At 57.5% G+C, this 26175-nt stretch carries 23 protein-coding genes and 1 pseudogene; 7 read left to right on the top strand and 17 right to left on the bottom strand.

The window, feature by feature from the left end; genetic code table 11:
- The first annotated feature begins 76 nt into the window (after positions 1-76).
- On the top strand, positions 77-2134 hold the full coding sequence (locus tag B5525_RS40880) for a tetratricopeptide repeat protein (RefSeq protein ID WP_079571962.1): 2058 nt from the start codon (positions 77-79) through the stop codon (positions 2132-2134).
- 99 nt (positions 2135-2233) lie between these two features.
- Here the strand turns inward: B5525_RS40880 and B5525_RS40875 are convergent, their stop codons facing one another.
- The 5 genes from B5525_RS40875 to B5525_RS48125 all read right to left on the bottom strand — a co-directional run bounded on the left by B5525_RS40875 (position 2234) and on the right by B5525_RS48125 (position 6803).
- Positions 2234-2992 (bottom strand): glycosyltransferase, encoded by a 759-nt coding sequence (locus B5525_RS40875; protein WP_079571961.1) that lies wholly within the window; start codon positions 2990-2992, stop codon positions 2234-2236.
- Positions 2992-3951, bottom strand: coding sequence for a GDP-L-fucose synthase (gene fcl / locus B5525_RS40870; RefSeq protein ID WP_079571959.1), 960 nt, complete (start codon positions 3949-3951; stop codon positions 2992-2994). Before fcl ends, B5525_RS40875 begins: the two co-directional genes overlap by 1 nt.
- 201 nt (positions 3952-4152) lie before the next feature.
- Entirely contained in the window at positions 4153-5190 is a 1038-nt protein-coding gene (locus tag B5525_RS40865) for a GDP-mannose 4,6-dehydratase (RefSeq protein WP_079571958.1), read from the bottom strand.
- 383 nt (positions 5191-5573) lie between these two features.
- Positions 5574-6497: a class I SAM-dependent methyltransferase gene (locus B5525_RS40860; RefSeq protein WP_079571956.1), complete on the bottom strand. Its 924-nt coding sequence runs from the start codon at positions 6495-6497 to the stop codon at positions 5574-5576.
- 138 nt (positions 6498-6635) lie between these two features.
- Entirely contained in the window at positions 6636-6803 is a 168-nt protein-coding gene (locus tag B5525_RS48125; RefSeq protein ID WP_425305241.1) for a helix-turn-helix domain-containing protein, read from the bottom strand.
- A 164-nt stretch (positions 6804-6967) separates the two neighbouring features.
- Here B5525_RS48125 and B5525_RS40850 point away from each other — a divergent pair.
- Positions 6968-8083 (top strand): annotated as a pseudogene (locus B5525_RS40850) (IS630 family transposase).
- Between the two features lie 60 nt (positions 8084-8143).
- Here B5525_RS40850 and B5525_RS40845 read toward each other — a convergent pair.
- Positions 8144-9085 (bottom strand): metallophosphoesterase, encoded by a 942-nt coding sequence (locus B5525_RS40845; RefSeq protein ID WP_079571955.1) that lies wholly within the window; start codon positions 9083-9085, stop codon positions 8144-8146.
- Positions 9086-9783: 698 nt separating this feature from the next.
- Between B5525_RS40845 and B5525_RS40840 the strand changes: the two genes are divergently transcribed.
- Complete coding sequence (locus tag B5525_RS40840; RefSeq protein ID WP_154073737.1) at positions 9784-10989, top strand: hypothetical protein; 1206 nt, start codon at positions 9784-9786, stop codon at positions 10987-10989.
- Between the two features lie 14 nt (positions 10990-11003).
- Here B5525_RS40840 and B5525_RS40835 read toward each other — a convergent pair whose 3' ends face one another.
- Genes B5525_RS40835 through B5525_RS40815 form a run of 5 tightly spaced genes read right to left on the bottom strand, consistent with a single transcriptional unit; the run spans position 11004 to position 15723 of the window.
- Positions 11004-12464 carry an MBOAT family O-acyltransferase gene (locus B5525_RS40835; RefSeq protein ID WP_079571952.1) on the bottom strand — a complete coding sequence of 487 codons (1461 nt, stop codon included), beginning with the start codon at positions 12462-12464 and terminating at the stop codon, positions 11004-11006.
- 12 nt (positions 12465-12476) lie between these two features.
- Complete coding sequence (locus B5525_RS40830) at positions 12477-14414, bottom strand: HAD-IIIC family phosphatase (protein WP_079571950.1); 1938 nt, start codon at positions 14412-14414, stop codon at positions 12477-12479.
- On the bottom strand, positions 14411-15025 hold the full coding sequence (locus B5525_RS40825) for an SDR family oxidoreductase (RefSeq protein ID WP_172900078.1): 615 nt from the start codon (positions 15023-15025) through the stop codon (positions 14411-14413). The genes B5525_RS40830 and B5525_RS40825 overlap by 4 nt, the downstream gene beginning before the upstream one ends.
- A 43-nt stretch (positions 15026-15068) precedes the next feature.
- Positions 15069-15449, bottom strand: a complete 381-nt coding sequence (locus tag B5525_RS40820) for a MaoC/PaaZ C-terminal domain-containing protein (protein ID WP_172900077.1) — start codon at positions 15447-15449, stop codon at positions 15069-15071.
- Between the two features lie 37 nt (positions 15450-15486).
- Positions 15487-15723 (bottom strand): acyl carrier protein, encoded by a 237-nt coding sequence (locus B5525_RS40815; protein WP_079571945.1) that lies wholly within the window; start codon positions 15721-15723, stop codon positions 15487-15489.
- A 537-nt stretch (positions 15724-16260) separates the two neighbouring features.
- On the opposite strand from B5525_RS40815, the gene B5525_RS40810 reads away from it, so the two are divergent.
- Positions 16261-16917, top strand: a complete 657-nt coding sequence (locus B5525_RS40810; protein ID WP_079571944.1) for a hypothetical protein — start codon at positions 16261-16263, stop codon at positions 16915-16917.
- Positions 16918-17152: 235 nt separating this feature from the next.
- Here B5525_RS40810 and B5525_RS45135 read toward each other — a convergent pair whose 3' ends face one another.
- Entirely contained in the window at positions 17153-17449 is a 297-nt protein-coding gene (locus tag B5525_RS45135; RefSeq protein ID WP_154073736.1) for a hypothetical protein, read from the bottom strand.
- A gap of 138 nt (positions 17450-17587) precedes the next feature.
- Between B5525_RS45135 and B5525_RS40805 the strand changes: the two genes are divergently transcribed.
- Positions 17588-18274: a hypothetical protein gene (locus B5525_RS40805; RefSeq protein ID WP_079571942.1), complete on the top strand. Its 687-nt coding sequence runs from the start codon at positions 17588-17590 to the stop codon at positions 18272-18274.
- Between the two features lie 497 nt (positions 18275-18771).
- Positions 18772-19838, top strand: a protein-coding gene (locus B5525_RS40800; RefSeq protein WP_197687878.1) for an IS630 family transposase whose coding sequence is annotated in 2 segments (ribosomal slippage) — positions 18772-19261 and positions 19261-19838 — 1068 coding nt in all. Because the reading frame shifts where the segments join, the coding sequence is not laid out codon by codon here.
- 108 nt (positions 19839-19946) lie between these two features.
- Here B5525_RS40800 and B5525_RS40795 read toward each other — a convergent pair.
- From B5525_RS40795 to B5525_RS40775, 5 genes are all read right to left on the bottom strand, one after another.
- Entirely contained in the window at positions 19947-21173 is a 1227-nt protein-coding gene (locus tag B5525_RS40795; RefSeq protein WP_079571940.1) for a phenylacetate--CoA ligase family protein, read from the bottom strand.
- Positions 21174-21336: 163 nt separating this feature from the next.
- Complete coding sequence (locus B5525_RS40790; protein WP_079571939.1) at positions 21337-22179, bottom strand: ABC transporter ATP-binding protein; 843 nt, start codon at positions 22177-22179, stop codon at positions 21337-21339.
- Between the two features lie 189 nt (positions 22180-22368).
- Positions 22369-23652 carry an ABC transporter substrate-binding protein gene (locus B5525_RS40785; RefSeq protein WP_079571937.1) on the bottom strand — a complete coding sequence of 428 codons (1284 nt, stop codon included), beginning with the start codon at positions 23650-23652 and terminating at the stop codon, positions 22369-22371.
- A 55-nt stretch (positions 23653-23707) separates the two neighbouring features.
- A complete protein-coding gene (locus tag B5525_RS40780; RefSeq protein WP_079571936.1) occupies positions 23708-24781 on the bottom strand; it encodes a branched-chain amino acid ABC transporter permease in 1074 nt (357 codons plus the stop codon).
- A gap of 3 nt (positions 24782-24784) precedes the next feature.
- Positions 24785-25678 (bottom strand): branched-chain amino acid ABC transporter permease, encoded by an 894-nt coding sequence (locus B5525_RS40775; protein WP_079571934.1) that lies wholly within the window; start codon positions 25676-25678, stop codon positions 24785-24787.
- An 83-nt stretch (positions 25679-25761) separates the two neighbouring features.
- On the opposite strand from B5525_RS40775, the gene B5525_RS40770 reads away from it, so the two are divergent.
- Entirely contained in the window at positions 25762-26127 is a 366-nt protein-coding gene (locus B5525_RS40770) for an endonuclease domain-containing protein (RefSeq protein ID WP_079571933.1), read from the top strand.
- The last annotated feature ends 48 nt before the right edge of the window (positions 26128-26175 follow it).

The following is a 26175-nucleotide window of genomic DNA, read 5'->3' as shown; positions in this document are numbered from 1 at the left end:
GATAAGCTGAGATTGAGTAAATTAAGGGGAAGCTCGTGTACCAAAAAACCGTCAAGGCGCTGAAAGCTGACACGCGATGCTCTCGCAATTGAAGGAGCTCACCCGCCGTTTGCTTGGAATTCATCTTGTATCGTATATTCGGTCATTCACCCGTCACGAGATCGAAAACGTGAAGCGGATCGATGAGGCCGAAGAAACTCTGCGGATCGAAAACGCGAAGCGGATCGATGAAGCCGCAGCAAATCTGCGCTCGGGTAAAGAGGCAATCCAGCGTCGGGAGTTCGCTGCTGCTCTTGATCTGTTTCAATGCGCAATCGATAGCGGGTTCTTCATTTCAGAAGCCTCCTTTCTATGGGGCGTCGCGGCGCTGCAGCTCGGTCGCACCGCCGAGGCGTCGCACGCCTTGCATCGTGCACTGAACGCAGAGCCGCCGAATCCCGAGGCTGCTTTAAAATTGGCGGAGCTGGCGCTTGTTGATGACGATGAGGCTGCAGCTTTCGAATTATATGGCCGGGCACTTGAAATTGCGCCGGATTTTGCCGAAGCGTATTTGAGCCGTGGCAAGGCTGAGGCTCGCTTGGGACTTGAAGTTGAGGCGCTCGAATCCTTCCGTCGGGCGTTCGATATCAATCCCGAATTTCCGGAAGCGGGGCTCCGGCTGGCGGAGTGGACTTTAGCAAATGGCTCGGCGACCGACGCTCTAGGAATCTACCGCAAGGTTCTAGATATAGTTCCTGACTTTGTCGAAGCTGAGTATGGTCGCGGAGTCGCAGCTTTAGAAGTTGGACACGTCGAAGAGGCTCGATGTTCATTTGATCGCGCACTGAAGCTCAGCCCTGGATATCCAGCTGCCATCACGGCCGCCACTTTCCTCTCAATTTTTCCGACCGTCGCGCATTTGAAACCCGTCAAGCCGGAACGTCAGCTCATTTGCGTGCCCATATTACCATATCTGCGCGGTTGGCTTGGAGGCCAGATCTATTTGCTTAATTTCGGGCGAATCATGGCTTCCTTGCCGAAGTCACAACGACCCCGCCTCGTCGTCGTTGTGATGGATGATGTGCAGAATAACCCCAGCCTGAACGAACTAGTTGCCGCTCTGTTTCAATGCAATTCTGTGATCGGCATATTTAATGGGGCAGGGCAGTCGCTCCTTCTGAAGCCGCTGCTTGACCGCTACCTTCAGACCCATCGCGGCATACACAACGACCAAAACCCACAACGCAAGCTTTTTGCCAAGGTCGACTGGACGTTTCCAGTCCTGTATCCGTCCTGGGGCCTCGCAACCGTTCCTCGCCCCATATTCTGGATTCCAGATTTCCAGCATCGGTTCTGGCCGAAATACTTTAAGGCAGAGGAGCTACTGGCTCGCGATCGCGACATAATTGCGTTGGCGAAGCGCAGTGTGCCCATAGTTTTCAGCAGCCGCGATGCAGAATCCCATCTTCATCGCTTTTACCCTGAGCGACACTGTCGAAGCCACGTCTGGCATTTCCATGCCGCCCCCGATCCGGAGCCCCTCATTGGCGATACCGGTGAGTATGCGGCTCTTGATCTGCCGCAACGCTTCTACTACACGCCGAATCAATTCTGGCCACACAAAAATCATGTAACTCTGTTCCGAGCTTTGCGTCGATTGCTGGACGACGGGCATGACATAACCTTTGTTTGTACCGGAAGCGACCTCAGTTTGGAGCCGGATTCCCATCAGCGCCACTTGCTTTCGCTTATCGCAGAACTCAATCTCGGTCGAAACTTGCGCCTGCTCGGCGTCCTGCCGCGTGCGCTGCAATTTGAGCTGTTTCGTCGGGCCTGTGCGATTATTCAGCCGTCTCTCTTCGAGGGGTGGAGTACGGTAATCGAAGATGCACGCGCTCTTGGCCGGCCACTGATTGTCTCGGATATTTCACTTCATCGGGAACAGGTCGACGACGGCGCAATTTTCTTTTCAGCACAAGATCATATCTCGTTGGCTGCAGCCGTTTCCCAGGCAGACAGTCGGCTTGCTCCCGGACCTGATATCGAGCGCGAAAATACATCGCGAGAGGCGTTGCGAGGAAGCATCATCGAGTCAGCCCGAGCTTTCCTAGACATTTTAGGCTCCGAGAGCAGTCGTCATAGCAGGGAGACTTAAAGCACTACCATCGTCGGCATTGCGGACTGGTTCACTGCTGCCCCATCAAAACAGAAATTGCCCAATGGCAAGCGGCACGACGGATCTGTAGTGCCCAACTCAGAATTTGCCAAATGTATTTTTCGCTGATTTCCACCATACCGCGTAGGGTTGCGCTACCCACCATTTGAGAGGCACTCGTCCATGGTGTCTTCTTACGATCTGGATAGCTTCTCGATAGTGCAGCTGTCGTTGGGTGTTGGTTTTGGTATCAATATGATCCCGATTGAGTGCGACAAATTCGTCCACGAACTCCAGCGGTGCAAACCTCTTGTAAAGCCGCCACCACAGATCGTAGTCGATGGCCATGCGGAGGTGTTCATCGAGGCCGCCCACGGCCTCCCATGCGCTCCGTCTGACAAGGGTGCCCGGCTGTGATACAATGCAGCGCAGCGCAAGGCTACGTTCGCTGAACCGCTCCACCCATACCGGAAGCCTCGTGTTGGTGGCCTCGACGTAGTTCCAAACTTTGCCGTAGGCTGCTGGAGCCGTCGGTTTGAGCTCAAGCGCGTTGACAAGGCGTTGTAGTCCCCCATTTAGCAAGCAGTCGTCGCTGTTGAGCCAACAAACGTATGGCGCCCGACCATTGGCGATACACTCATTAATCGCGGCGGCTTGACCTTGATCGATGTGGCTTCGCCAACCTGTCAGGCGGTGCGACTGCCGACGAATGATGTCGAGTGAATCGTCGGTCGAGCCTCCGTCGGCCACGAAAACCTCAACTGCAAGGTCCTGTTCGAAAATCGACGTCAGCGCCTGCTCGAGAAAACGGCCCTGGTTAAATGAAGGGACCGCTATCGTAACGATTGGCGCAGTCATCAGCGTCTCAGGCTCGCGAGGAAATCGCGGTAGGCTAGGGTGAGACCGTCGCGAAGGCCAACCTGCGGACGCCACCCGAGACTTTGCATACGTCGGACGTCCATCAGCTTGCGCGGGGTTCCGTCAGGCTTGCTGGTGTCGAAAGCGATCCGTCCACCGTAGCCGATCACTTCGCCAATGGTTACGGCAAGATCGCGAATGGCGAGGTCCTCGCCAGTACCGATGTTAATGTGCGATAGCATCGGCTCTGTATTGTGGGCGTACGTTTCTGAATCGAGCTCCATAATATGCAGGCAGGCCTCGGCCATATCGTCGACATAGAGAAATTCGCGCATCGGCGCGCCGGTTCCCCATATCGCAACCTCCGGCGCGCTGCTTTGCTTGGCTTCATGAAATCGCCGGATCAGACCGGGGATAACGTGGCTGTTCTCGGAATGATAATTGTCTCCAGGGCCGTAAAGGTTGGTGGGCATAACGCTGCGGTAGTCAGTGCCATATTGCCGATTGTAAGATTCGCAGAGTTTCACGCCAGCAATCTTGGCGATGGCATACGGTTCGTTGGTAGGTTCGAGTAAGCCAGTGAGAAGCGCATCCTCTGCCATCGGTTGCGGCGCAAGGCGAGGATAGATGCAGCTCGAACCAAGGAACAGTAATTTCTTGACGCCGGCCTGCCACGCCGCGTGAATCACGTTGGCTTCGATCATCAGGTTCTGATAGATGTATTCCGCCGGATATGTATTGTTAGCCAGAATGCCGCCGACCTTCGCCGCTGCCAAATAGACTTGGTCGATGCGCTCTTTCAGAAAGAACTCCCTGACGGCGGCTTGCTGAACGAGGTCGACTTCAGCGCGGGTACGCGTCACGATGTTAGTATAGCCGCGCTCCTTTAGCTTGCGCACGATCGCAGAGCCGACCATGCCACCGTGACCTGCAACGAAGATCGTGTTATCTTTGGACATCGAAACTAACCCTTAGCTTGAGCCGCACGTTTTGCCGAGTGACGGCGATCATCGTGTTTATCACCGCTTCGCGGAGGTATCGCCAGCCGACCTTACTCAATCCGGTTGGGGATATATCAAAATGAATATGCATCTGATGGCTCTATCGGACCTTTGAGTATCCGCAATCTGCTGTCCGAAATCTCACCGCGCAGAACATAGCTAGCGACTCTTATCTTGCGTCAACAGCGAAACCTCTAAAATCCGCATCCTTTCTTCGACCATCATTTTAACTAGCTCCGGAAATTGGACCTTGGGCCGCCAGCCTATTTGAGATCGAAGCTTTGACGTGTCCGCTTGCGTGAAGTGGCTGTCGACCTTGCGTAGAAGTCTTTGGTCGACCACGACGTATCTGGTCCAGTCGAGCCCCCCGACCTTGAAGGCGGTTTCGCAGAACTCAGCGATCGAATGCGTTTGTCCTGTTCCGACAGCATAGTCGGATGGCAACTCGCTTTGAACGATGAGGTGCATAGCTTCGACGAAATCGCCGGCAAATCCAAAATCCCGACGAACGTTCAAATCGCCAAGATAAAGCTTACCATCTGATAGAATAGGGTTGCCGCGTTCGTCCAGCTCGCGCGTTTCTCTCAAGCCGAGCGAAATCGCCGCTACGGCATGAGCAATCTTCTGAGATACAAAATTGAGGGGTCGGCGGGGACTTTCATGGTTGAACAGGATGCCAGAGGACAAGTGCAGCCCATACTGCTGACGATAGGCGCCGATGGTCTGGTGTGCGTAGGCTTTCGATATTCCATAGGGAGATTTCGGGTTGATCTTGGTTCGCTCGTCTTGCAGTTGGGGCGGGCCGTCTCCGTAAATTTCTGACGACGTTGCCTGAAACAGGCGCGTCGCGGGCATTTTGCGGCGTATGAATTCGCAGATGCGCTGCGGAACCAGACCGTTTAGCACTGCGGTCTCGATCGGAATGTCCCAAGATAGTGCGGGGCGCGACACAGCTGCGAGATTATAGATCTCGTCGGGTGCGGACGCCGCCAGGATTTCATTCAGGAAGACGTCGTTAGTAAGATCGCCGGTGTACCAAGAAACACGGCCGCCGTGCAGGCTGAGATCAACCCTGCGCCTGGAATGGGCAAACACCTGATACCCGCGCTCCAGCAACAGGCCGACTAGGTACCAGCCGTCCTGACCAGCGCCGCCAGTTACCAATGCGCGCTTGCTAAGGTGGATCTTGGACGTCATACGGCCAAGCCATAAGTGAGAACGCCGCCCCTTTCAAGGCAAAAACCCACGTCGAACGCCTAAGTACATTGTTTTGTCGGCTTTTTTTAGGGAAGTCCGGGGAGCGATGACTTTGCAACAGTGGTCCGAAGCGGGCGCAAATCCGACGATATCAAGTTCAGGGGATATAGAGTTCCGACCGCATCGAGATGGACGCCATCGTCGCCATTTGGTCCGAATGGCCCGGATTTGTTTTACTGCGGACAATGGCGAACACACCGACGCCAGTGTGGTAGGCCATGGATACCGGCCGAGTTCTTCTCATCCGGACAAGCGACGCAACATTCGCCAAAGTCAACGAACCAAGTGCAATTTCGGACATAGCATTCTAAATCGTCAGAAAATTAGGGGCTAATAGCGGCCTTACGGAAAATCATGACTTGCGGGCGCGTATATTTCCGCTCGCAACCACCTTCGAACCGATTTCGCTTAACTTCCTCCCAAAATGCAATGACTGTTTCTTGAGGCTGCCGCACAAGATGACGGTCAAACTTTTCCGTTCCCGCTGGATCCGGATCGCCAAGTTCGTTGAACCCAGCGAGGCAGTTGCCGTCGTATCCGTCAGGCACGATGCCAATTAGTTTAAATCCTGCTAACTCTGCACTTTCGACGTAGTGATGAGCAGGATAGGGCCACTCGTAAAGCCCATAGCGCACCGCAAGAGGGTGGCCGCCGACCGCCTCGGCGACTTCCCGTGCATTGTCTGCGTAATATTCACGAAAGGAGAAGAACAGCCCTTCATTTTTTAATCGCCTTCTGAGTGAGGCGAGGCCGAATCCGATCGGGCGGAAATGGTGGAGGCAATTCTTCGTAATTAGAACATCGTACTGTCCGTTCTCAGAAAGCCAAACGTCCAAGTCATTGTGTATCCGAACTTGGTCGGCATCAGAGCGACTTCGCAGATAACCGGTTCCCGTGACGTGTTCACCGCTCGGCTCGACAACTTCGATGTTGAAACCGGCGCATGAGAGTGACCAAGAGAAAAAGCACGACCCGGCTCCGACTTCGACGATTCTATCAATCGGTTTAACATCGAACAATTTGAGCAGGCGCATGGAAGCGGCGAAGTCCCGTGTTTTAAAATAGCGTGCAAATTCGGCGTCGCGATCTGCACCCAGAAAAATGCTGTGAAGCAAAGACCTAGCTGACTCATCGTTAGCGGCGAGGGCCTGTGTTTCTCGGATCGCCGCTTCGACTAGCGCTGGGCTTTCGCGTAGCTTCCAAAGAGGAATTTGGTCGAGCTTGTCGGCGGGAGTCTGGTCTAGCATTTTGGCGCATCTCCCTTAATCCAACAGCTTAATAAGCTAGCCCACACAATCCACCGCGTAAAGCCGCCTAAAGACACGCAATATAAGGATTTCGATCAACGTAAAATGCGGGCTGCTGCTAATACCTCGGCACACTGATTATGATTGGTTGATTTTGAGCCAATCTAGGATGGGCAGGTTTTTGGTAGCAACGAGGATTTGGATGCTTCGGGCGACGCCGGGTTGACGCCGAATGAGGCCATTTCGTTCGAGCGTCACGAGCATCTGGTGGACCGAGGGTGGGCTGACTTCAAAGTGGCGCTGCATGTCTGCCTCGGCGGGTGGGCGCCGGAAACATGTGCGAGTAGGTATAGATGAAGGCCAGGTACTGGCCTTGCTTTTCCGTGAAGTGTTGAGCGCTGAGGCTGCGAGCGGCGCCTGATTTTCGATTCATTTGTCGATTCGTCCGGTCCTCCGACAAGGAGGTCGAGATGAATGTACGTTATCGGGTCGAATTGAGCCAAGCCGAACGCTGTGAACTCACCGCAATGTTGAGCAAGGGCAAACGAGCCGCCCGCAAACTCAAGCGCGCCCAGATATTGTTGGCGGCCGATGCCGGCCGCAGCGATGAAGATTGCGCACACGGTGGCGGTGGGTGGCTCCACCGTGTACCGGACCAAGCGGCGCTTCGTGGAGGGCAATCTGGAACGGGCGCTGAGCGAGGATCCGCATCCTGGGGCGGAGCGCAAGCTCACCGGCAAGGAAGAAGCCTTGCTGGTGGCAACGGCTTGCCAAACCCTCCCGCGGGTCGCGCCCGCTGGACGCTGGAACTGCTGGCCGACGCCATGGTCAAGCTCACCGACCACGAGAGCCTGTCGGCCGAGACGGTGCGCCGGCGGCTGGCCGAAAACGGTCTCAAGCCCTGGCGCGGGGATATGTGGTGCATTCCAAAGGTCGATGGCGAATATGTCGCCCGCATGGAAGACGTGCTCGACCTCTATGCCGAAGCGCCCGATCCCGACCGGCCGGTGGTCTGCTTCGACGAGAGCCCGGTCCAGTTGATCGGCGAGGTGCGCCAGCCGATCCCGGCCGAGCCGGGTCAGCTCGAACGTTACGATTGCGAGTATCGCCGCAACGGCACCGTCAATCTGTTCGTCTGTGTTGACGTGCATCGGCCCTGGCGCAAGGTCAAGGTCACCGAGCGGCGGACGGCGAGGATTACGCCCAATGCGTGCGCGAACTCGTCGATGTCCATTATCCCGATGCCGCCTGCATCCGGGTCGTGCAGGACAACCTGTCGACCCATTCGGCCGGCGCCCTCCATGAGGCATTCGCGCCCGCCGAAGCCCGGCGAATTCTGCGGCGCCTCGAGTTCCACTACACCCCCAAGCATGCCAGTTGGCTCAACATGGTCGAGATCGAGATCGGCGTGCTCCGCAGCCAGTGCCTGGATCGCAGAATCGACGACCAAGCGTCTCATCGGCGAAATCGCCCCATGGGAGAAACAACGAAACGCCGCCGGCGCCCGCATCAAATGGATGTTCACAACCGACAAGGCCCGCGCCAAAATGGGCCGCGCCTATCCCGTCACGTTCAAAGAGTCATAATCACTGTGCCGAGGTACTAGTCGAGGCCGTGCCGGACGGACCTCGAACAATCGAGGTTTCTCACCGCCCGCACCGAAGACAATGCAACGTGATTTCGGGCGGACAGTTTAGGCGCACCGGAAGGACGCTCGATCCGGCACCCACCGAGGTATAGCCCGTCATGTTGTGATATTTCCAAGCTCCGGCCCCCATTCGTCGGGGTAACACCGCCTCTAGCTTGATCGGAATGGATCCGGGCAGGCAGATCTGACCACCGTGCGTATGTCCGCTTAGCATCAGGTTGAAATCGGCATGTGCGGCCTGTCGATAAACTTCCGGAGTATGGGATAATATTATGGAGAACGCGCCATCAGGAATCGGCAACGCAGCCTTTTCGATATTGTCGACTCTATAAAAGTGCGCATCGTCAATTCCGGCCAGATAGATTCGCTGATCGCCACGCACAATCACTTCGCATTCGTTTAGCAGCATCCGAATACCCATGGCTTCCATCGCCGGAACCATTTGAATTGAATCGTGGTTGCCGAGCACACCGTAGATCGATCCCTGGAGCTGAGCCCGCACTTTTGCCACGCCATCCAAAGTTGCCTCGAAGGGCCCGAACGTCTTCCCGCGATAATCGCCGGTCAGAACGCATAGATCGTATTGCATGCCGCGGACGAGTTCGATCAGATGCTGCATGGCGACCTCATTCATGTCCACATGCAGATCGCTGATGTGCAGAATGGTGAAGCCGTCAAAAGCCGGCGGCAGTTCGGCAAACCTGACGTCGTTTCGCTTAACAAGAATACGTTCGGCGTTCTGGCGTGCGCGCCAGTAGAGGCCCATTAGCTTTAGTGCAATTCGAATGACCGCTGGCGCAGAGTACCAATTCTCCAGATGAAAAAATGTAAGGCCCTGGCCGAAAACTTGGGCTTCGTGGTCGGTCTCGATCCCCAATCGTTGTCTCGCGTGGAGGGGCCCGAGACGTGCCTCCAGCTTGCGCAGGATATCTGTGCCCATGGAGTGACTTTCGGCGAAATCGGCTCGATCTTCCTCGGGCTTAGGCGCTGGCGGATCCTAAGGACTGTTCCCTATCCTGACGCAAGCATCTTTTTTGCCGCGTGTGAACCGGCGTTCAGTGCGGATACACGACTTCTGGGGATCGGGCTCGAATCGGTGTGTATCCAGCCAAGTTAGGCTGGATCGACCGGGTGGTTGATTGCCCCTACCGGAATTGATCAGCAAATCGGATTAAATCTACTCGCTGAGTAGCGCTAGATCGGTCATGTATGCTCCAAAAAAGCGGCCAGAGGGCCGCTGGTGTTGGTTCAAGGGACTTCGGACCCGAAGTTTCTGGACGCCTACAACACCGGAATGTCCACCGGCCATCACATCATGCGGGCCATCGCCGTAATCGCTTCGTCCAAACGTCAGATGCGGATGCTGGGCGATCAGCGACAACAACCAGGTCGCTTCGGTAGAAGGCGGCCGCGCCATTGCTCTGGCGAGGTGGCCATTGACCGCCTTGTGGCGCCTGGATTGGCGATCTGCTTTTCTGAGGAGCGGTTTCGACCGGGGCTCCGTTGACCTTCGTCATTCCAAATAATAGAAGGTCAAAGCATCCGTTTATGCCCAAAGTGGCTGTCGATGGGCGTTCTCCGTCCCTTGTGCGAGCGTACCAGCGCCAATCGTCAATTCAATGGTGGGAAATATCCGTCGTGAAAACTGAGAGTCATCGCGGGATATCGAGGGGAGCGATATCTCTAATATGCGCCTTCTTCATCTTCACCGCCGCATGCATGATTGCCGGAAGAGTTGTCGCCCGATACTCCCACTTTGATAGCTTTGTTCGATTCATCCTGCCGATACAGCCGCAAACCCAGTACTATCCGACCGCAAGTCAGCTTGTACGAACCACGCTTGAGCTTGCTCCACGAGACAAGATTCTGGTTTTGGTCGGCGGGAACTCCGTCTTTCGCGGTACCGCTCAAAATCAAAATGAGCTCTGGACGAAACATCTGCAAGACAGTTTGGGCAGTGCGTACTCGGTCGTTAATCTTGCGGTTGATCAGGGCGGGATGGAGTCGTTCGCCGGGGTCGCCTTTCGCATATTGGTCAAAATCTATCCAAGGATAATTTATGTCGGCACGGTAGATCCACGCGGGTTCGATAGAGTCGACGGCCTGGAAATTTACAAATATATTTTCTGGGATGCGTATTATAAGGGGCTTTTTGATCTGTCACCAAAAGAAGCCGAGGCAGCAAGCCGAGAGCGGCGCAGGGAAATTCGAACGTTCGCCGGTCTGGCCATGCATCTTACCGGGTTCTTTGACAGCCTTAGCTTTGTGTCTTCATTGAAGAACGAGATTTCGTATAGATTGATCTCGCCAGATTGGACGATCGACAATCTTCCTTATCCGTTCAGTGCCCGGAAAGAATACAAAGACATTGATGATCCAAACATCGGTGTCATTCAGCAGCGAATTGCGGGCGATAACGACCGCGCCGACTTGATAGTCGCCCGAACAATATCGGCCGTCTCCGGTATTTTAGATGCCTCCAGCGAAGAACCGAAGGTTTTGCCAAGCGTTAAAGAGGCCGTCAGCAAGAGCTTCGATCTTGGCTTTTCGGAGAAAGATCGCAGTAAGATCGTCGGGGTGTTTCTCCCGACAAATCCGAGGACTCTGGCTCGATTGCCCGAGAGGATCCGATCGGGAATGTCATTGCAGATCCAGGACGCATCTGTCGCGTTCGTGGACCAGGGATACAATACAGTTGTTGCCGGGCGAAATCTCACACCGACCGATTTCGTCGATGAAGGTCATCTGATGCCTTCGGGGGGGCGGAAGCTAGCGGTTGAAATTGCGGACTTCATCGGACCCTTGGCTCGGCACTTGAACTATCTGCCTGCAGCCGCTGACTGAGATCGTTCCCAAAGTCAGAACACCTGATACACGAAGCCGGGCGCGCTGCTGAAGAGCGATCCAAAGAAAAGAATCATGAGGGCCTGCAAAACTAGGCGCGCTTGAGTTGCTAGATTCGAATCAAATGACGCTGGTCCCCAGGTCCATAGTGTTTTAGCCAAGCGCAAAGCGAGATCGATCGTAGGCAAAATCAACGAGGCTGCGAGGCAGATAGTAAAGAACGCGGCAAGGTCACCCCTAAGGCCAAGAGCGACGTTCAAATTTACAAGCTGATCCCCATTCAACCAAAAACATGTCAATGCGGTTGCAAAATAAGCGAAAGTTAAACCGCGGCACAGCTCAGCGTAAACCAGATTTTGACTCAGAGAACGATAACGATTGCGGCCGAGGGCCCCCGTCATCAACAGCTGATATGTCCGATGTAGTGCAGCGGCCGCGCCAAGGTAAATGCCGTAAAATAGATAGACCCCGGTGGATCCGTGCCACAATCCGATGATCAGGAATGACAGAAACAAGGTGGTAACGGCGATGGCCGGTGCCATCGCCCGCTGCGGAAATAGGCTGGATAGCCGGCCCACCATCGGATTGAAGACGTAGGTCTTGAACCATGTCGACAAACTTATATGCCAACGACTCCAGAACTCGGCAACGTTTCGCGCGGTAAATGGCCGATTGAAGTTTTCCGGTAGCGCAATGCCGAAGAACAATGCCACCGCGATGGCGATATCGGTATAACCGCTGAAATTAAGGTAGAGATATACGGTATATAGCGGTGCGGCGAGGGCGACCGCGACGGTGAGTGAGATATGATAGTTTGTGAACAACCTTGCCGCACCAACGGGCGTTTGTCCCGGATAGACATGATACGCCGCCGCCAGGAACAGTTGCTGAATGATGGGCGCTAATATCAAGACTTTGAATAGGCCATTTAGAAGTCTGGTGTAGTCGCCGTGGTTATCACCGACTTGCGTGGCGTCCGCCTTCAAGGCCTCGTCGAAATCCTCGTAGCGATGGATGGGACCCGACAGGAAGGCAGGAAAAAATAGGACATATGCAAGGAAGCCCAAGGGGCTGGGTCGCCGCTCCAGCATCCGTTGTCCGGCATCAATGACGAGCTGCAATACTCGAAACAAAATGTAGGATAGGCCAAGTACCGAAAAGCTCCGGTAGAACGAATCCAGTTGTTCAACCCTGATATATTGCTTCAGCAAAATGAAGTAGCCGACGATCAATATGACGCACGCGGCATACCTGGAAGAGGTTGTTTTGCCGAATGTCGAGGCGAGACAAACGTAGCCAAGCACGAGAAAGCTGATGAGAGCCCAGCTATCTGTCGGCGAGTTGAAGAAGCTCGCAACAAAAACAAGATTTGCGGCTAGGACTATTAGTTGCCGCCAGACCACTCGCTTCGAAAAACGGTAGAGAAGAAGGACAACCACAAGAAAAACGTAAAACCAGGCAGATGTAAGCTGCACCCGTTGCCTCGATCAGACTGGTGAGATTTCACCGACAGCGGTGCCGGACATCTCGAACGACTTGATCTCAAGCGGGAGGTCGGTCCGAGCGATATCCGCAACCCGTAAACGCCATTCCGTTTCGCCGTCGGTTGCCGAATGTGGATTCATGGCGGTGAATCCCAGCTTTGCGTAGTGATCCTTGACCATGCTGTTGCGGCCGGATGGGATGTATTTGGCGTGAAGCTCGAAGATCCCGTGGCGGTTCGCGTGATCTGCAAGTTGGAGCAGGACTGCTTCTTCAACCCGACGCTTCAGTACGCGGCAACTCATGAGCCACGTGTCTATCATCCAAGCCTCGTCCGCGCGACGGCAGATGACGACACAGATCATGCCGTTGTCGCCGAATTGGTCAGAAAGGCGGACCTGCAGTGTAAAGACGTTCGGGTCTCGCTCCAGCGCGGCGACCTCGGCCTCTGTGTATCGTCGCGTCGTCAGGTTAAATTGGTTTGATTTATTGATCAGCTGGGTGATTCTGTTGCGGGATAGGGCGTCGAATGGTGCGAACGTCGCGCTCATCTTGAGTGATCGCAAATAGGAATCCAGATCGCCGCTTCCGCTCTGTAACTCTAGACGGCGGGCGTTGCCCTCATAATACGCAGAACGCTTGCGGTCTTCCGCCGAGAACGTTGTAGCCTCGAAATAGCCTGCGGCTGCCAGCGTTCGGACATAGAGAGCTGGATCAGACGGCATCTCGGGAACGGCAACTGCCGGTAGTTTTTGCCTAACGAGTGCACGTTCGGCGGGATTGTCATCGACGAAGACTAATGCGTCAAGACCAAGCGAGAGCGCATTGGCGATGGCTTCAATGTTAGAGGCTTTATCGGACCAATTCGCCTGGAAAACAGCGAAATGATCCTCCTTGAGCAGCATATCCGGATGTTCGCGGAACGGCTGTCGCGCGACCTCATCGTCATTTTTCGAAGAGACCGCCAAAACGACACCGCGTTGCCGAAGGTCTAGTGCATAGCGGTGTAGCGCAAGGTAGGCCTCACCGGTCGCGTCCCCTTGTCCAATGGTAATGCCATTCATACCATCATCACCGATGACACCGCCCCAAAGGGTGTTATCGAGATCGAGGACTAGTGCCCGGCGACTCTGGCCACGGAGCGCGCCAATCAATCGGCAAAGGTGATCGGCGTAAAGTGGGATCATCGACAAAGAGCAAGGTAGCTTAGCTAATGCCCATTGCGTGGGATCATGCCACCGAGCCAATCCTACTGTTTCGGCCAAAGCCGCCGAGTCGAACACCAGCGCTTCACCGCCTGTGAACCTCTGACGGATCGCAATGTTCAGCGCTTCGCACATCTGACGCGTGGTTCCGGAGACCGTAGCGTCCAGACTGCCGAACAGCGTCTCGGAAGGGGGTACCACGGTCTGCACGATGCTGATGGCTTGACTGCTTCGCAGGCCAGCGCAGATGGCGTCGAGTTGATTCATGGCCGCTTCCACGAGCGCGGTGGATCGCACTTTGTCACCGAGCGTCGCCTGCAGTCCAAATCCTCGATAGTCAAGCGCGACCAGAACAGCATCCGGATTTGCAAGGCGCAAATCAGACGACGGATCGATCGCTTCCTGAAGTGCCTGATCAAACGACGTTGCGATTACATCCAGCGCGATGCCGAACCGCGGCGCGGTCGCGATCAAAGCTGTAACAAAATAGTCCATCGTTCCGTTGCTGAGGATACCCAAGCGAAAAGGCGTCAAAGGACGCAATGATCCCGCTCGCGATTTAACGGTCCCGATTGTCTTAGCGAGTCTGGTAAGTTGATTGATATCGTGCGCTGCAGTGGCGAGGAGCCCGATTGCGGTTCCGTCAGCTTCAGAGCTGGCGCCGAGCGCCTTGCATTGGGCTGCGAAATCCTCCGCCGGCGGCGGCAGCCAGCTCAAATTTTCATAGAGGTCGATCAAAGCTCCAGCTCCTCAATGATATCGCGTGCTACTTCCTCAGGCAATCTTATGGGATTTTCTTGCCCAATTAGATCGAGAAAACGCTCGTCGAAAATCTCAAGCATTCGGGTGCGGGTATAGCTTGGCCGAATCGATCGGACGCGCAACCATGGATATTCGGCCGCGAGAACCGCGAGAAGACCGCACTGGCCATATTTGGCGATAATGTAGCCCCCCATGCCGCGGGCCGCAGGCTTTTTGCCGTCGCCCATGCCGGCCGTCAAGATGCCGAGAACAACGCCTGTTTTCTGTGGCTGCAGACACGTTCGAATGAGCGCCTGGAGAAGGCGTTGCGGGCCAGCAACATTGACCTGCCATTGCAGACGGGACTCGTCGGGATCGATTCGTCCGAAAGGCCCGACGCTGGGAGGGGGCGAAGCCGCCAGCACTATGCCGGCAAGTTGCCCCAAGCCGGAAACCTCCGTTACAGCACGATCTATGCTGTCATGGTCAGACAGATCGAGGTGAACCGCCCGCCCGCCGCATTGATCTGCAATCTCTTTTGCTTCATCCATGCCGGATCGATAACCCAAGATTGGCAACAACCCTTTAGCGGCAACTTCGTGACTCAAGGCGCGTCCGATGCCACCGTTCCCGCCTGATATGAGAAGAGTTTTAGTCATCACTGAACAGGACATCCGCGCTACCGCGACCGATGAGCCGTGTCTCTCTCGCGATTCGAAATTTGAGAGTCAACGCAGATACTGCCTCCGCGACATTGACGATCGACGCCGTCATTTCCGCGCGTTGATCGATATAGAGCGGTTCCCGAAATTCGATTTGCAATCGAGTCCAAACACAATGTTTCACCGGCAGCTCCGCGCCGATCAATCGTGACACCTGGGCAACAAGCAAGCCGCCGTAAACAACGCGGCGTTCGAATCCGTGGGACACCGCGTAGTCGTCATTGATGTGGAGAGGATGATGATCTCCAGAGATCAGGCCAAAGGCGGCCATCATATCGGATGATATCGAAAAGCTGAATGCCAGTTCCAAACCTGGCTTCAAAGCTGACGGGGCGGGCATGGACGATTTAAAGTTTGGACTTGATAAGGGAGACGAATTCGCCGACGTTCTTGAGGCTGTTTATTTCCTTCGCCGAGAATTTTACCTTGAAGGCCTGCTCGACCGCCAGAACAAGGCGTATATGGCTAAAGCTATCCCAGCCATCGACATCATTGGCCGTCGTCTCGGGCTTGATGTCGATTGAGTCGTCGTCGAACACATCGCGGAAGATTGGAATGAGCCTCAGGCTGATTTCCTGGTCCATGCTGCTATCTTCTGGTCGGGTATATGAAAAAAGTGTACGGAACGATCGGCATTCAGATTGCATGTTCCTTATACAAGATCCACAGCCCCTCGGATAGCCCAACGGCAGGCCGGTGCACGGCGAGGCCCAACGAGCCGGGACGCCGCTCTCTCGGCCTCACGATTCGCTCGCTTTGCACTCAGCGCACGCCGACGCATTGCTGCGAGCAGCCAATAATTCCCTTTAGGGAAAAAGCGCCTCTGCCACGATGCCCTCAACCACTGAGCAATATCGCCATATGAAAATAACTTCCGCCATAGGGATGTTGGTGGCGATGTGATATTCGCCATAAGAAGATAATTTCCGCCATAGCGAAAGGCATGACGCCAACCCGCATTGAGTTCTAAACTGGTTAGCCTGGTCGCGATGGCGCGGTTAAAGCTAAGCCAGTTTTGCGTTCTATTCACAGGAAAATAGAATTCAACCTGATCGCGTTTCCATAATTGAGCCGATCGTGGCTTAAACTCATCTATCGATTCGGATTAGGATGGAAATCCAATGCAATCCCAGGCTCCGAGCCAAAGCTTCATTTGGGGCGTGTTAGCGCACCGATTTGAGTCAGAGTTGACCCGTCAAAAATCCAGGATCTGGCGGCTCTCCGGCTTCCAGGCAGAGTATGGGGGGCCCTTCGAAGGCGAGAGGAACCGCGAGCACGAACTAAAGGCATTCATTGAGGCACTCAGCGGGGTGTTGGCGAAGGCGGTGGCGCTAGAGGCGGAAAACCGGAATTCCGCCAATAGCTCCAAAAGGCGCCCTGGTCGTCCCAAGGACGTTATGATCCCCTATTTGGCGCGGGAACTGCTTTCGGTGTTTCTGCGCTGCCAGGATAGAGCCGGCCGAAAGTCCGTAGTGGTAGGAACAACGATCGATGGAAAGGCCAAACAAGGGGAAGCCGGAGAACTGTTCTTGTTCATGGACACGATCATCCAGCCCTTGAACAAATATCTGACGGCAGAGCTGGTTCGTAGATCCCTCTCGGCAGCGCGGTTGGCTCGCTTTGCGCTTGATGACCGAGGGCGCATGACGCGAGCGCCTGCGCAGAGTGAAGCAAAGCCCTCAGCGAAAAAGCCAGCCGTCGCCGTAACACGCGAACTCCCGCCACTTGTAAGAGCTCTCCAGGGTGTTTTCGCCATGACAGAAGAATTTTCGCCATAACGTGACGTGGTTTTCGCCACACGACATTTGATTGTCGCTATGGCAGATCGAACAACAGTAAAGAATTATTTTCCCTCAGGTGGCGCCAGCCGCCGTGTCGATTGTCCCAAGGACGTCGTGACGCCCTTTCGGCTGCGTGACTGCTTTCGGTGATCCGTGGACGATCGATGGGCAAGCCCAAACAGAGATAAGTCGACGAGCTTTTCGATTTCATCAGCGCGAGCTTTGCGCTCGATCAGTCCGGGCACATCGCATATGGCCAGGAGCGCAAGCATTGGGGAAGCAAGGGGGGAGGGGTGGGAAAGCAGTGGGAAAGCAAAAAGGAAGGACTGGGGAAGGAGAGGGGAAGCACGTCACGATGTGCCAGTTCCTGCCATTCGAGATCGCTCTCCGGGAAATTTTCGCCATACCAAAATAGTTTTTGCCATAGCGCGGCGTAAATTCCCCATAGCGATTTGATTTCCGCCATGAGCAATCGGATATTCGCCATAGAAAAGCGAATATCCGCCTTAGAACTTTTGACGGGCGCCAAGAGATCTAATATCCGCCATAGAAAATATTTACCGCCATAAGCAAGGCCATGACACCGAACCTCATCAGGCTCTAACTGTACGCAAGCGCGACCGCGCGCCTGCGATAACAGTCACGAACAGGATGATGGGGTCTGCCCATGGGGAAAAAGAAGCGCAACGCCTTGAAGCACGGCGCGAATGCGACGGAGGTCATGCTCTGGAGCGAACGATACGAAGACTACGAGGCCCTTCGCGACGGGCTATACCAGGAATTTACCCCCTCAGGCAGTACGGAGGAATATCTGGTCCAAAAGCTGTTGGATTTACGCTGGCGCAGGAGGCGCCTCGAGTGCCATGAACAGATCGTAATCCAACAGCGGTTGGATAGGGTGCGCGCGAAAAACGAGTACAGCTACCACGTTGATAATCTTCGCTCGTTCGCTCCTGAATTTAGGGAGGCCACTAGCGAGGAGCAGGTTGAGGCGCGGCTCGCTACCCTCAGTCCGATCTACAGGAACACGATCCGCGATCAATGGCCGTTCAAGAGCGGGGATGAATCCCAGAAATGGGGACCTCTGATAGCCGAGGGCTTGCTAGCCTGGAAACCGGCACCTCGCTACGAGCAGGCGGATGAATTTATAAAAATCCTCGATCTCGATGAATTTGACACGTCCCTTGAGCGCATCGAACGGCTGGACGCGATGATCGACCGGACGATCAAGCGACTGATGCAGCTAAAGACGATGAAGCAGATGCACGGCCGACTTGAGCCGAAGCTGATCGAAGGCCAGGCTACCAAGAATCTGCAGGCCCCGGGCAGGACTGAGAGCCCTTCAAACGAGTAGCTGCCGTCGCTCCGTACGGAAATTCATCCGAGCCGACTTCCGACCGCTGACGGGCAACACATGGCCTTCCCCTCTCGTACCCCACACCACCCCCCGAGCTACCCCACGACTACCCCAGAGGTCCCCCTCGATTACCTCCGCGTCCCCCCTGGATTCCCCCTCATGTCGCCCACGGGGTGGATCACGTTGAGACCCAGTATTGATTTCCGCCATACTCCTCGACCTCGCCCAATGGAATATCCGCCATACGCAGGGGGATTTTCGCCATAAGCGCAGACTGCCACGCTGCGGCGGATCAAAAGCGCGCACTAGAGAAGTTCGCACGGAACGGTTGAAATTGTTGCAAAACGGACCTGCTCAAACTGTCTCAGCAACCGCGAGTGTCTCATGAGACAGGGGTGCTGTATCATACCAACGGCTCGAAACTGTGACTCATTAGGGATTCCCAAATCAGGGAAACTCTGACTCGATGCTAGCCTTTGAGAGGAGCGGCATCGATGGGAGCGGCGGTATCGATCACCCGACTTGATCTGACGGCTTCGGCGCTTCGCAAGGCGGCGAGCGGAGAGAAGGATAGCGCCGCGGCGCGTCGGATACTCGCGCTTGCGCTGGTGCTCGATGGCTCGGACCGCAAAACGGCGGCCGAAACCTGCGGCATGGACCGTCAGACCTTGCGGGACTGGGTGCACCGTTACAACGCCGCGGGACTGGCCGGGCTTCGCAATCTCAAATCGCCAGGTCCCGGATCAAAACTCACGGTGCGGCAGCAGGCCGAATTGGCCGAGCTTGTCGAGGCCGGCCCCGACCCCGCGGTGCACGGGGTAGTGCGTTGGCGGCGGGTCGATCTGCGCGACGAATTGCAGCGGCGCTTCGGTGTCACGCTCCACGAGCGTTCGGTCGGGAAGGTTCTAGCCAAGCTCGGCTACCGCAAACTGTCGGTAAGGCCCCGCCACCCGCAGGCTGACGAAGAAGCCCAGCAGACGTTTAAAAAAACTTCGCCGCGACCGTCAGGGCGCAAATTCCCGAGCACGCCAAAGACAAGCCGATCGAAATCTGGTTCCAAGACGAGGCCCGGATCGGCCAGCAGGGCACGCTGACCCGCGTCTGGGCCAAGCGTGGAACGAGGCCCCGCGCACCGCACGACCAGCGCTACGACTGGGCCTACCTGTTCGGCGCGGCCTGTCCGCAGCGTCGCGTCGCAGCAGGTCTGGTCATGCCGGCGGCGAACGCCGAGGCCATGTCGCTGCATCTCACAGCGATCTGCCGCAAGGTGGCGGCAGGTAGCCACGCCGCTCTTGTCCTCGATGGCGCCGGCTATCACATTGCTGCCGCGCTCACGATCCCCGAAAACGTCACCCTGGTGCGTCTGCCACCCTACGCGCCTGAACTCAATCCGATCGAAAACGTCTGGGAATATCTGCGCGGCAACAAACTCGCGATCACCGTCTTCGACGACTACGACGACATCGTTGATAAAACCTGCGACGCATGGAACTTCTTTGAACACGATCCAAAGCGCATCGCCTCAATCACCACACGAACATGGGCAACAGTCAATAATTAGGGCCGTTGGTATCAGTCCCCGTTTTGCCGAAAATTGGCCTTGTCCCACTCGTGACCCACCCTTTTTCTGCTGTCCGTGTCGATTCTGACGCCCACGGAGGTGAGACAGTTAGGTGCGTTCGTCCGCGATGACCTTGCCGTCGTTCGGCAGCGACTGCGGCGCCACGAGGGCTACGTTTCCTCCGAGTTTTGTGACGCTGCGAAGCGTTGCATTGACGGCTTCGCGCAACGCCGTGTCCAGGCTTGCCGCCTCGGCCCTCAGCGTCATCACATCGGTCTCGCCCTCGCGCGTGACGACCAGACGCAACCGCCCCAGTTCCGGATGGCGTTTGCCGATTTCCGCGATCTGTTCGGGCCGCACGAACATGCCCTTGACCTTGGTGGTTTGGTCGGCGCGGCCCATCCAGCCCTTAATGCGCATATTGGTGCGCCCGCAGGGGCTCGGGCCGGGCAGGGCGGCGGTGAGGTCGCCGAGCGCAAGCCGGATCCAGGGGTGATCGGGATCGAGCGAGGTGACCACGATCTCGCCGACATCGCCTTCGGCTACGGGATCGCCGGTGCCGGGACCGACGATCTCCAGAATCAGGTCCTCGTTGAGGACCATGCCTTCGCGCGCCTGCGTCTCAAACGCAATCAGGCCGAGATCGGCGGTGCCGAACGCCTGATAGGCCTCGACGCCGCGCGCCTTGATCTCCTCCTGCAGCGATTTCGGAAATGCCGCCCCCGACACCAGCGCGCGCTTGATCGAGGAAACGTCGCGGCCCGCGGCCGTGGCCGCATCGAGCAGGATCTTGAGGAAGTCGGGTGTGCCGCTGTAGCCAACCGGACGGTACGCCTCGATCAGCTCGAATTGCGCCTCGGTATTGCCGGGTCCGGCCGGGATCACGGCGCAGCCCAGCGCCCGCGCCGAAGCATCGAAGATGAAGCCGCCGGGCGTCAGGTGATAGCTGAAGGTGTTCAGCACCACATCGCCCGGGCGAAAGCCTGCCGCGAACAGCGCCCGTGCGCCGCGCCAGGGATCGGCATGAACAGGCTCGGGCTCGAAGATCGGGCCGGGCGAGGTGAACAGCCGCCCAAACGAGCCAGGAAGCCCGGGGACGAAGCCGCCGAACGGCGGGGCGGCCTTGTGCAGGGCCGGCAGCTCCGCCTTGCGCAGCACCGGCAGGCCCGCCAGCGCCGACCGGCTGGTGACGCCAGCCGGATCGATGCTTTTGAAGCGCTCGGCGTAGGCGGGTGCTGCCATCGCCCTGCGCAGCACGTCCGGCAGCCGCGCGAACAGTTCCGCCTCGCGGTGTGCGGGATCGCGGGTCTCGCGGGAATCGTAGTGGTCGGTCATTGGCAGTCCCTGAATTTTACGGTCATGGCCGGGCATAGCCGTCCGAAGGACGGCGTCGCTTCCGCTCGCCTATGCCCGGCCATCCACGCCTTCCTTTCCGCAAAGCGGGAAGACGTGGATGCCCGGCACAAGGCCGGGCATGACGAAGGAGAGGAGGTAGCCTTCACAGCCACCGCTTCCGTCGCTTGAAGCTTTTCAAGTTCTTAAAACTCTTGCGCTGGTCGCCGGCGCCGCCGAGATAGAATTCCTTGACGTCCTCGTTGTCGCGCAGCTCGTCGGCGGTGCCGTCGAGCACGACCTTGCCCTGTTCCATGATGTAGCCGTGGCTCGCCACCGAAAGCGCGGCACGCGCGTTCTGCTCCACCAGCAGGATGGTAACGCCGAGATCGCGGTTGATCTCCCTGATGATCGCGAATACTTCCTTGACCAGCAAAGGCGACAGGCCCATCGACGGCTCGTCCATCAGGATCATCTTCGGGCGCGCCATCAGTGCGCGGCCGATCGCCAGCATCTGCTGCTCGCCGCCGGAGAGATAGCCGGCGAGGCCGGTGCGCTCCTTCAGACGCGGGAAATACCGGAAGACCATGTCGATGTCGGCGCCGACCTCGTTGTCCCGGCGGGTGAAGGCGCCGAGCCGCAGATTTTCCAGCGACGTCATGTCGGAAATGATGCGGCGGCCCTCCATCACCTGGAAGATGCCGCGGCGGACGATCTTGTCGGGGTCGATGCCGTTGATGCGCTCGCCGTCGAACACGATCTCGCCGCGGGTGACCTCGCCGTCCTCGGTCTTGAGCAGCCCCGAGATCGCCTTCAGCGTTGTCGACTTGCCGGCGCCGTTGGCGCCGAGCAGCGCCACGATCGCGCCCTGCGGCACCTCGAGGCTCAGGCCGCGCAGCACCAGGATGACGTCGTCATAAACCACCTCGATGTTGCGCACGCTGAGCAGCGGGGCAATGGCTGGCGCCGCTGCGATTGGCGGGCGATCTATTTGCGTTGCTTCAGCCATGCCTTGATCCTGACCTCGTCAGTGACGCGACGCATTCCGTTCCACCTTCCGCTGTCGTCACCCGCGAAAGCGGGTGACCCAGTATTCCAGAGGCGCCTGCGATCGATCGAGACGCCGCGGCGTACTGGATCCCCGCTTTCGCGGGGATGACGACCGAGTTTGTCGCGCGGTCTTACGACAACCGCACCCTCACCACCCAAACCATTCCGGCTTCCGCGGCAGTTCGACGGTCTTGACCCTCTCGAGCTTGATGGTGCCCTTGGCCATGACGTCGTTGATATCGCCATCGGTCGGGCCCGAGATCTTCGAGCGATAGAGGTCGACCTTCATCGTCGGGCGGTGATCCTTTTCGGTCCAGGTCGAGGGATTGCAGACGCCTTCCATGCCGGCCGGCACCCAATCCTTCTTCTGATAGAAGCCCTTGGCGACGTTCTCGCCAGTGGCGCCGCCGTTCTTGGCGGCCCAGTCGAGCGCCTCCTTCAGATACAGCGCGCTGCAAACGGCCGCGATGTAATGCACGGGGCGGTAGACCTTCCCGGTCGGGTCCGACATTTTGGAAATTTCCATCACCGTCTTCATGCCCGGCGCGTTGCCGCCCCAGGCCACAGCGGTCCGCAACGGGAAGATCACGCCGTCGGCGGCGTCGCCGGCGGTCTTGGCGGCGTTCTCATCCATGCCCCAGACGTTGCCCATGAACTGCACATCGACGCCGGCGGTCTTGCATGCCTTCAGCACCGAGATGTTGGAGGCGGCAGTGTTGCCGAGATAGGCGTAGTTGGCACCGGCGCTCTTCAGGCTCAGGCATTGGGCGCTGTAATCGCCGGGCGTCAGCGCGAACACCAGTGGGGGCAGCACTTCGAACCCGAGTTCGGTGGCGAGCGCCTCGCCGGCCGCCTTCGGCGCATTCGGATACGGGTGGTTGGCGCCCATATGGACGAATTTCGGTTTGCCTGGCTTGCCCTTGGCCTTCCAGTCCTCCGCGGCCCAGAGCAGCATGGCGCGCATGGAGTCGGAGTAGCTCGGGCCGTAGAAGAAATTATACGGCGCCGGCTTTGCCTTGCCGCTGGTGCCTTCCGGATCGGTCAGTGCGGCGGCGTAGGAGCCGGAGATGTCAGGGATCTTGTCCTGCGCCAGGAAGCCGGTCAGGGCTTCGGTGTCGGCGGTGCCCCAGCCCATGATGGCCGCGACCTTGCTGTCGGGGGCGGACCATTTCTTGTAGAGCGCGATCGCGCGCGGCACCTGGTAGCCGTAGTCGTTGCTGTCGACGTTGAGCTGCTTGCCGCCGACGCCGCCGTTCTTGTTGACCCAGGCGAAGGTGTCCGCGACACCCTGCCCATAGGGCGTGCCGACATCGGCTGTGCCGCCCGACAGGTCCTCGAGATGGCCGATCGCGATCTGGGCCTGTGCCGCCGACGCCGCGCCGCCGAGCAGCAGCGCGAGCGATACCGTGCTCAAAAGAGATTTCATCGTCATTTGCCGTTTCCTCCGTTAGTTGTTGGTATCGAGTGTAGCCCGTTCCGCTGCAGCCTCAATGCGAAAACGGGTAGAGTTTCCAGTACGTCTTGATCTGCCGCCAGCGGTGCGCCAGCCCGTCGGGCTCGAACATCAGAAACGCGATGATGATGAGCCCGATCGCGATCTCGCGCAGGAAGGTGATGTTGTTGTTGAGCGACAGCGCCTTGTCGATCGCCGAGCCCTTCAGGCCGGCGCTGATCCATTCCATCGATTCCGGCAGCAGCACCACGAAAGCGGTGCCCATCAGCGTGCCCGTGATCGAACCGGTGCCGCCGATGATGACCATCGCGAGGAAGATGATGGAGCGTTCGATGCCGAACCCCTCATTTGAGACCACCAGCTGGTAATGCGCATAGAGCGCGCCGGCGATCCCGGCGAAGAAGGCCGCCAGGCCAAACGACAGCGTCCGGTATTTCGTCAGGTTGATGCCCATGATCTCGGCGGAAAGATAGTGGTCGCGGATCGCGACCAGCGCGCGGCCGTCGCGGGTGCGCATCAGGTTGGTCACCAGCAGGTAGCTGACCACGAGATAGGCCAGCACCACGTAGAAATATTGCTTATCGCCGCGGAAGGCATAGCCGAAAATCGAAAACGGATTGGCGCTGGCCGGCACCGAGCCGCCGGAAAACCAGTCGGCGCGCGAGAAGAAATCCAACAGGATATATTGCGCGGCCAGAGTCGCGATGACGAGATACAGCCCCTTCAGCCTTGCTGCTGGCACGCCGAAGATCAGCCCCACCAGGGCCGTCACCACGCCCGCCAGCGGGATGGCGAAGAATACCGGGATCGGCAGATTGTTCGAGATGTAGGCTGAGGTGAAGGCCCCCAACAAAAAGAACGCGGCGTGCCCGATCGAAATCTGTCCGGTAAAACCGACCAGGATGTTCAGCCCGAGGGCCGCGATCGCAAAAATGCCGATCTGGATCAGGATCGAGAGCGAGTATCCACTGAGCACCAATGGTGCAAAACAGATCAGCACGATGCCTGCGATCGCCATGTTGCGGCTGGTGGTGGTCGGAAAGATCGTGGTGTCGGCCGCATAGGAGGTGCGGAAATCGCCGGCCGGTATCAGGGAGGTCGTTGCCATTTGCTAGATCCGCTCGATGTCTTTGGTGCCGAACAGGCCGTAGGGCTTTATCATCAGGATGATGATAAGCACGTAGAAGGGCGCGATTTCATACAGATTGCCCCAGTGCAGATATTCGCTGTCGACATATTGGGCGATGTTTTCCAATAGCCCGATGATGACGCCCCCGAGCACCGCGCCGCCGATCGAGTCGAGCCCGCCGAGGATCGCCGCCGGAAACACCTTGATGCCGTAGGCCGACAGGCCCGACGATACGCCGTTGACCACGGCCACCACCACGCCCGCGACTGCCGAGACCGTCGCCGAGATCGCCCACGCCATCGCGAACACGCTTTTCACGGAAATGCCGAGCGACTGCGCCACCTGCTGGTTGAACGCGGTGGCGCGCATCGCCAGGCCGTATTTCGAGACCTGGAAGAACCAGGCCATGCCGATCATCATCGCGACCGACACCACGAGGCTCATGACATAGACGGTCTGGATCTGCAGGCCGAGAAAGCTAACGGCCTGGCTGGTGAACACCCGCGGGAATGGCTGCGGATTGACGCCGAAAATCCATTTCAGCGCGGCCTGAAACACCATCGACAGTCCGATCGTGACCATGATCACCGAAATGATGGGTTCGCCGATCATCGGCCTCAGGATCACGATCTGGATCGCGATGCCGAACACGAACATGAACACCAGCGTCAGCGGCATGCCGACCCAGAACGGCACCTGATATTTTGTCAGCAGCGCCCAGCACACCCAGGCGCCGACCAGCAGCAATTCGCCTTGCGCGAAATTCACGACCTGCGTGGCCTTGTAGATCAGCACGAACGACATCGCGACCACACCATAGAGCGTGCCGACGACGAGGCCGTTAACGAGGAGCTGGATCAGGAAGGCGGTATTCATGAGATTTCGTGATAAGTTCGCCTCTCCCCGCTTGCGGGGAGAGGTCGGCGCGCGAAGCGCGACGGGTGAGGGGGAGCCTCCGCTTGCGCGGTGCTGATGAGTCCAAGACCGAGCGTGCGCGGCGACTGCGAAGCGGCTTGACGGATGCCGAAGGCACGCTCTGGTATCGTCTTCGTGCCAGCAGGCTGAATGGATACAAGTTCGTCCGACAAGAGCCGATCGGACCGCACACCGTAGACTTTATCTGTCGCGAATGCCGCTTGGTTGTGGAGGTCGACGGTGAACAACACGCCGATAGTCAGCGCGACGCCGTTCGCGACAAGTGGCTCGCCGATCGCAACTATCGCGTCTTGCGGTTTTGGAACAACGATGTCTCGCAAAATCTGGCTGGCGTCCTCGAGACGATTGCGACCGCGCTTGCGGAGGCTCCCCCTCACCCGGATCGCTAGCGCGATCCGACCTCTCCCCGCGCGCGGGGAGAGGTGAGCGGCCGGGCG

It is taken from the genome of Bradyrhizobium erythrophlei (genome assembly GCF_900129505.1).
Lineage (GTDB): Bacteria > Pseudomonadota > Alphaproteobacteria > Rhizobiales > Xanthobacteraceae > Bradyrhizobium > Bradyrhizobium erythrophlei_D.
The sequence above is the reverse complement of the archived record's forward strand: the minus strand, read 5'-3'. Positions and strand labels throughout refer to the sequence as shown.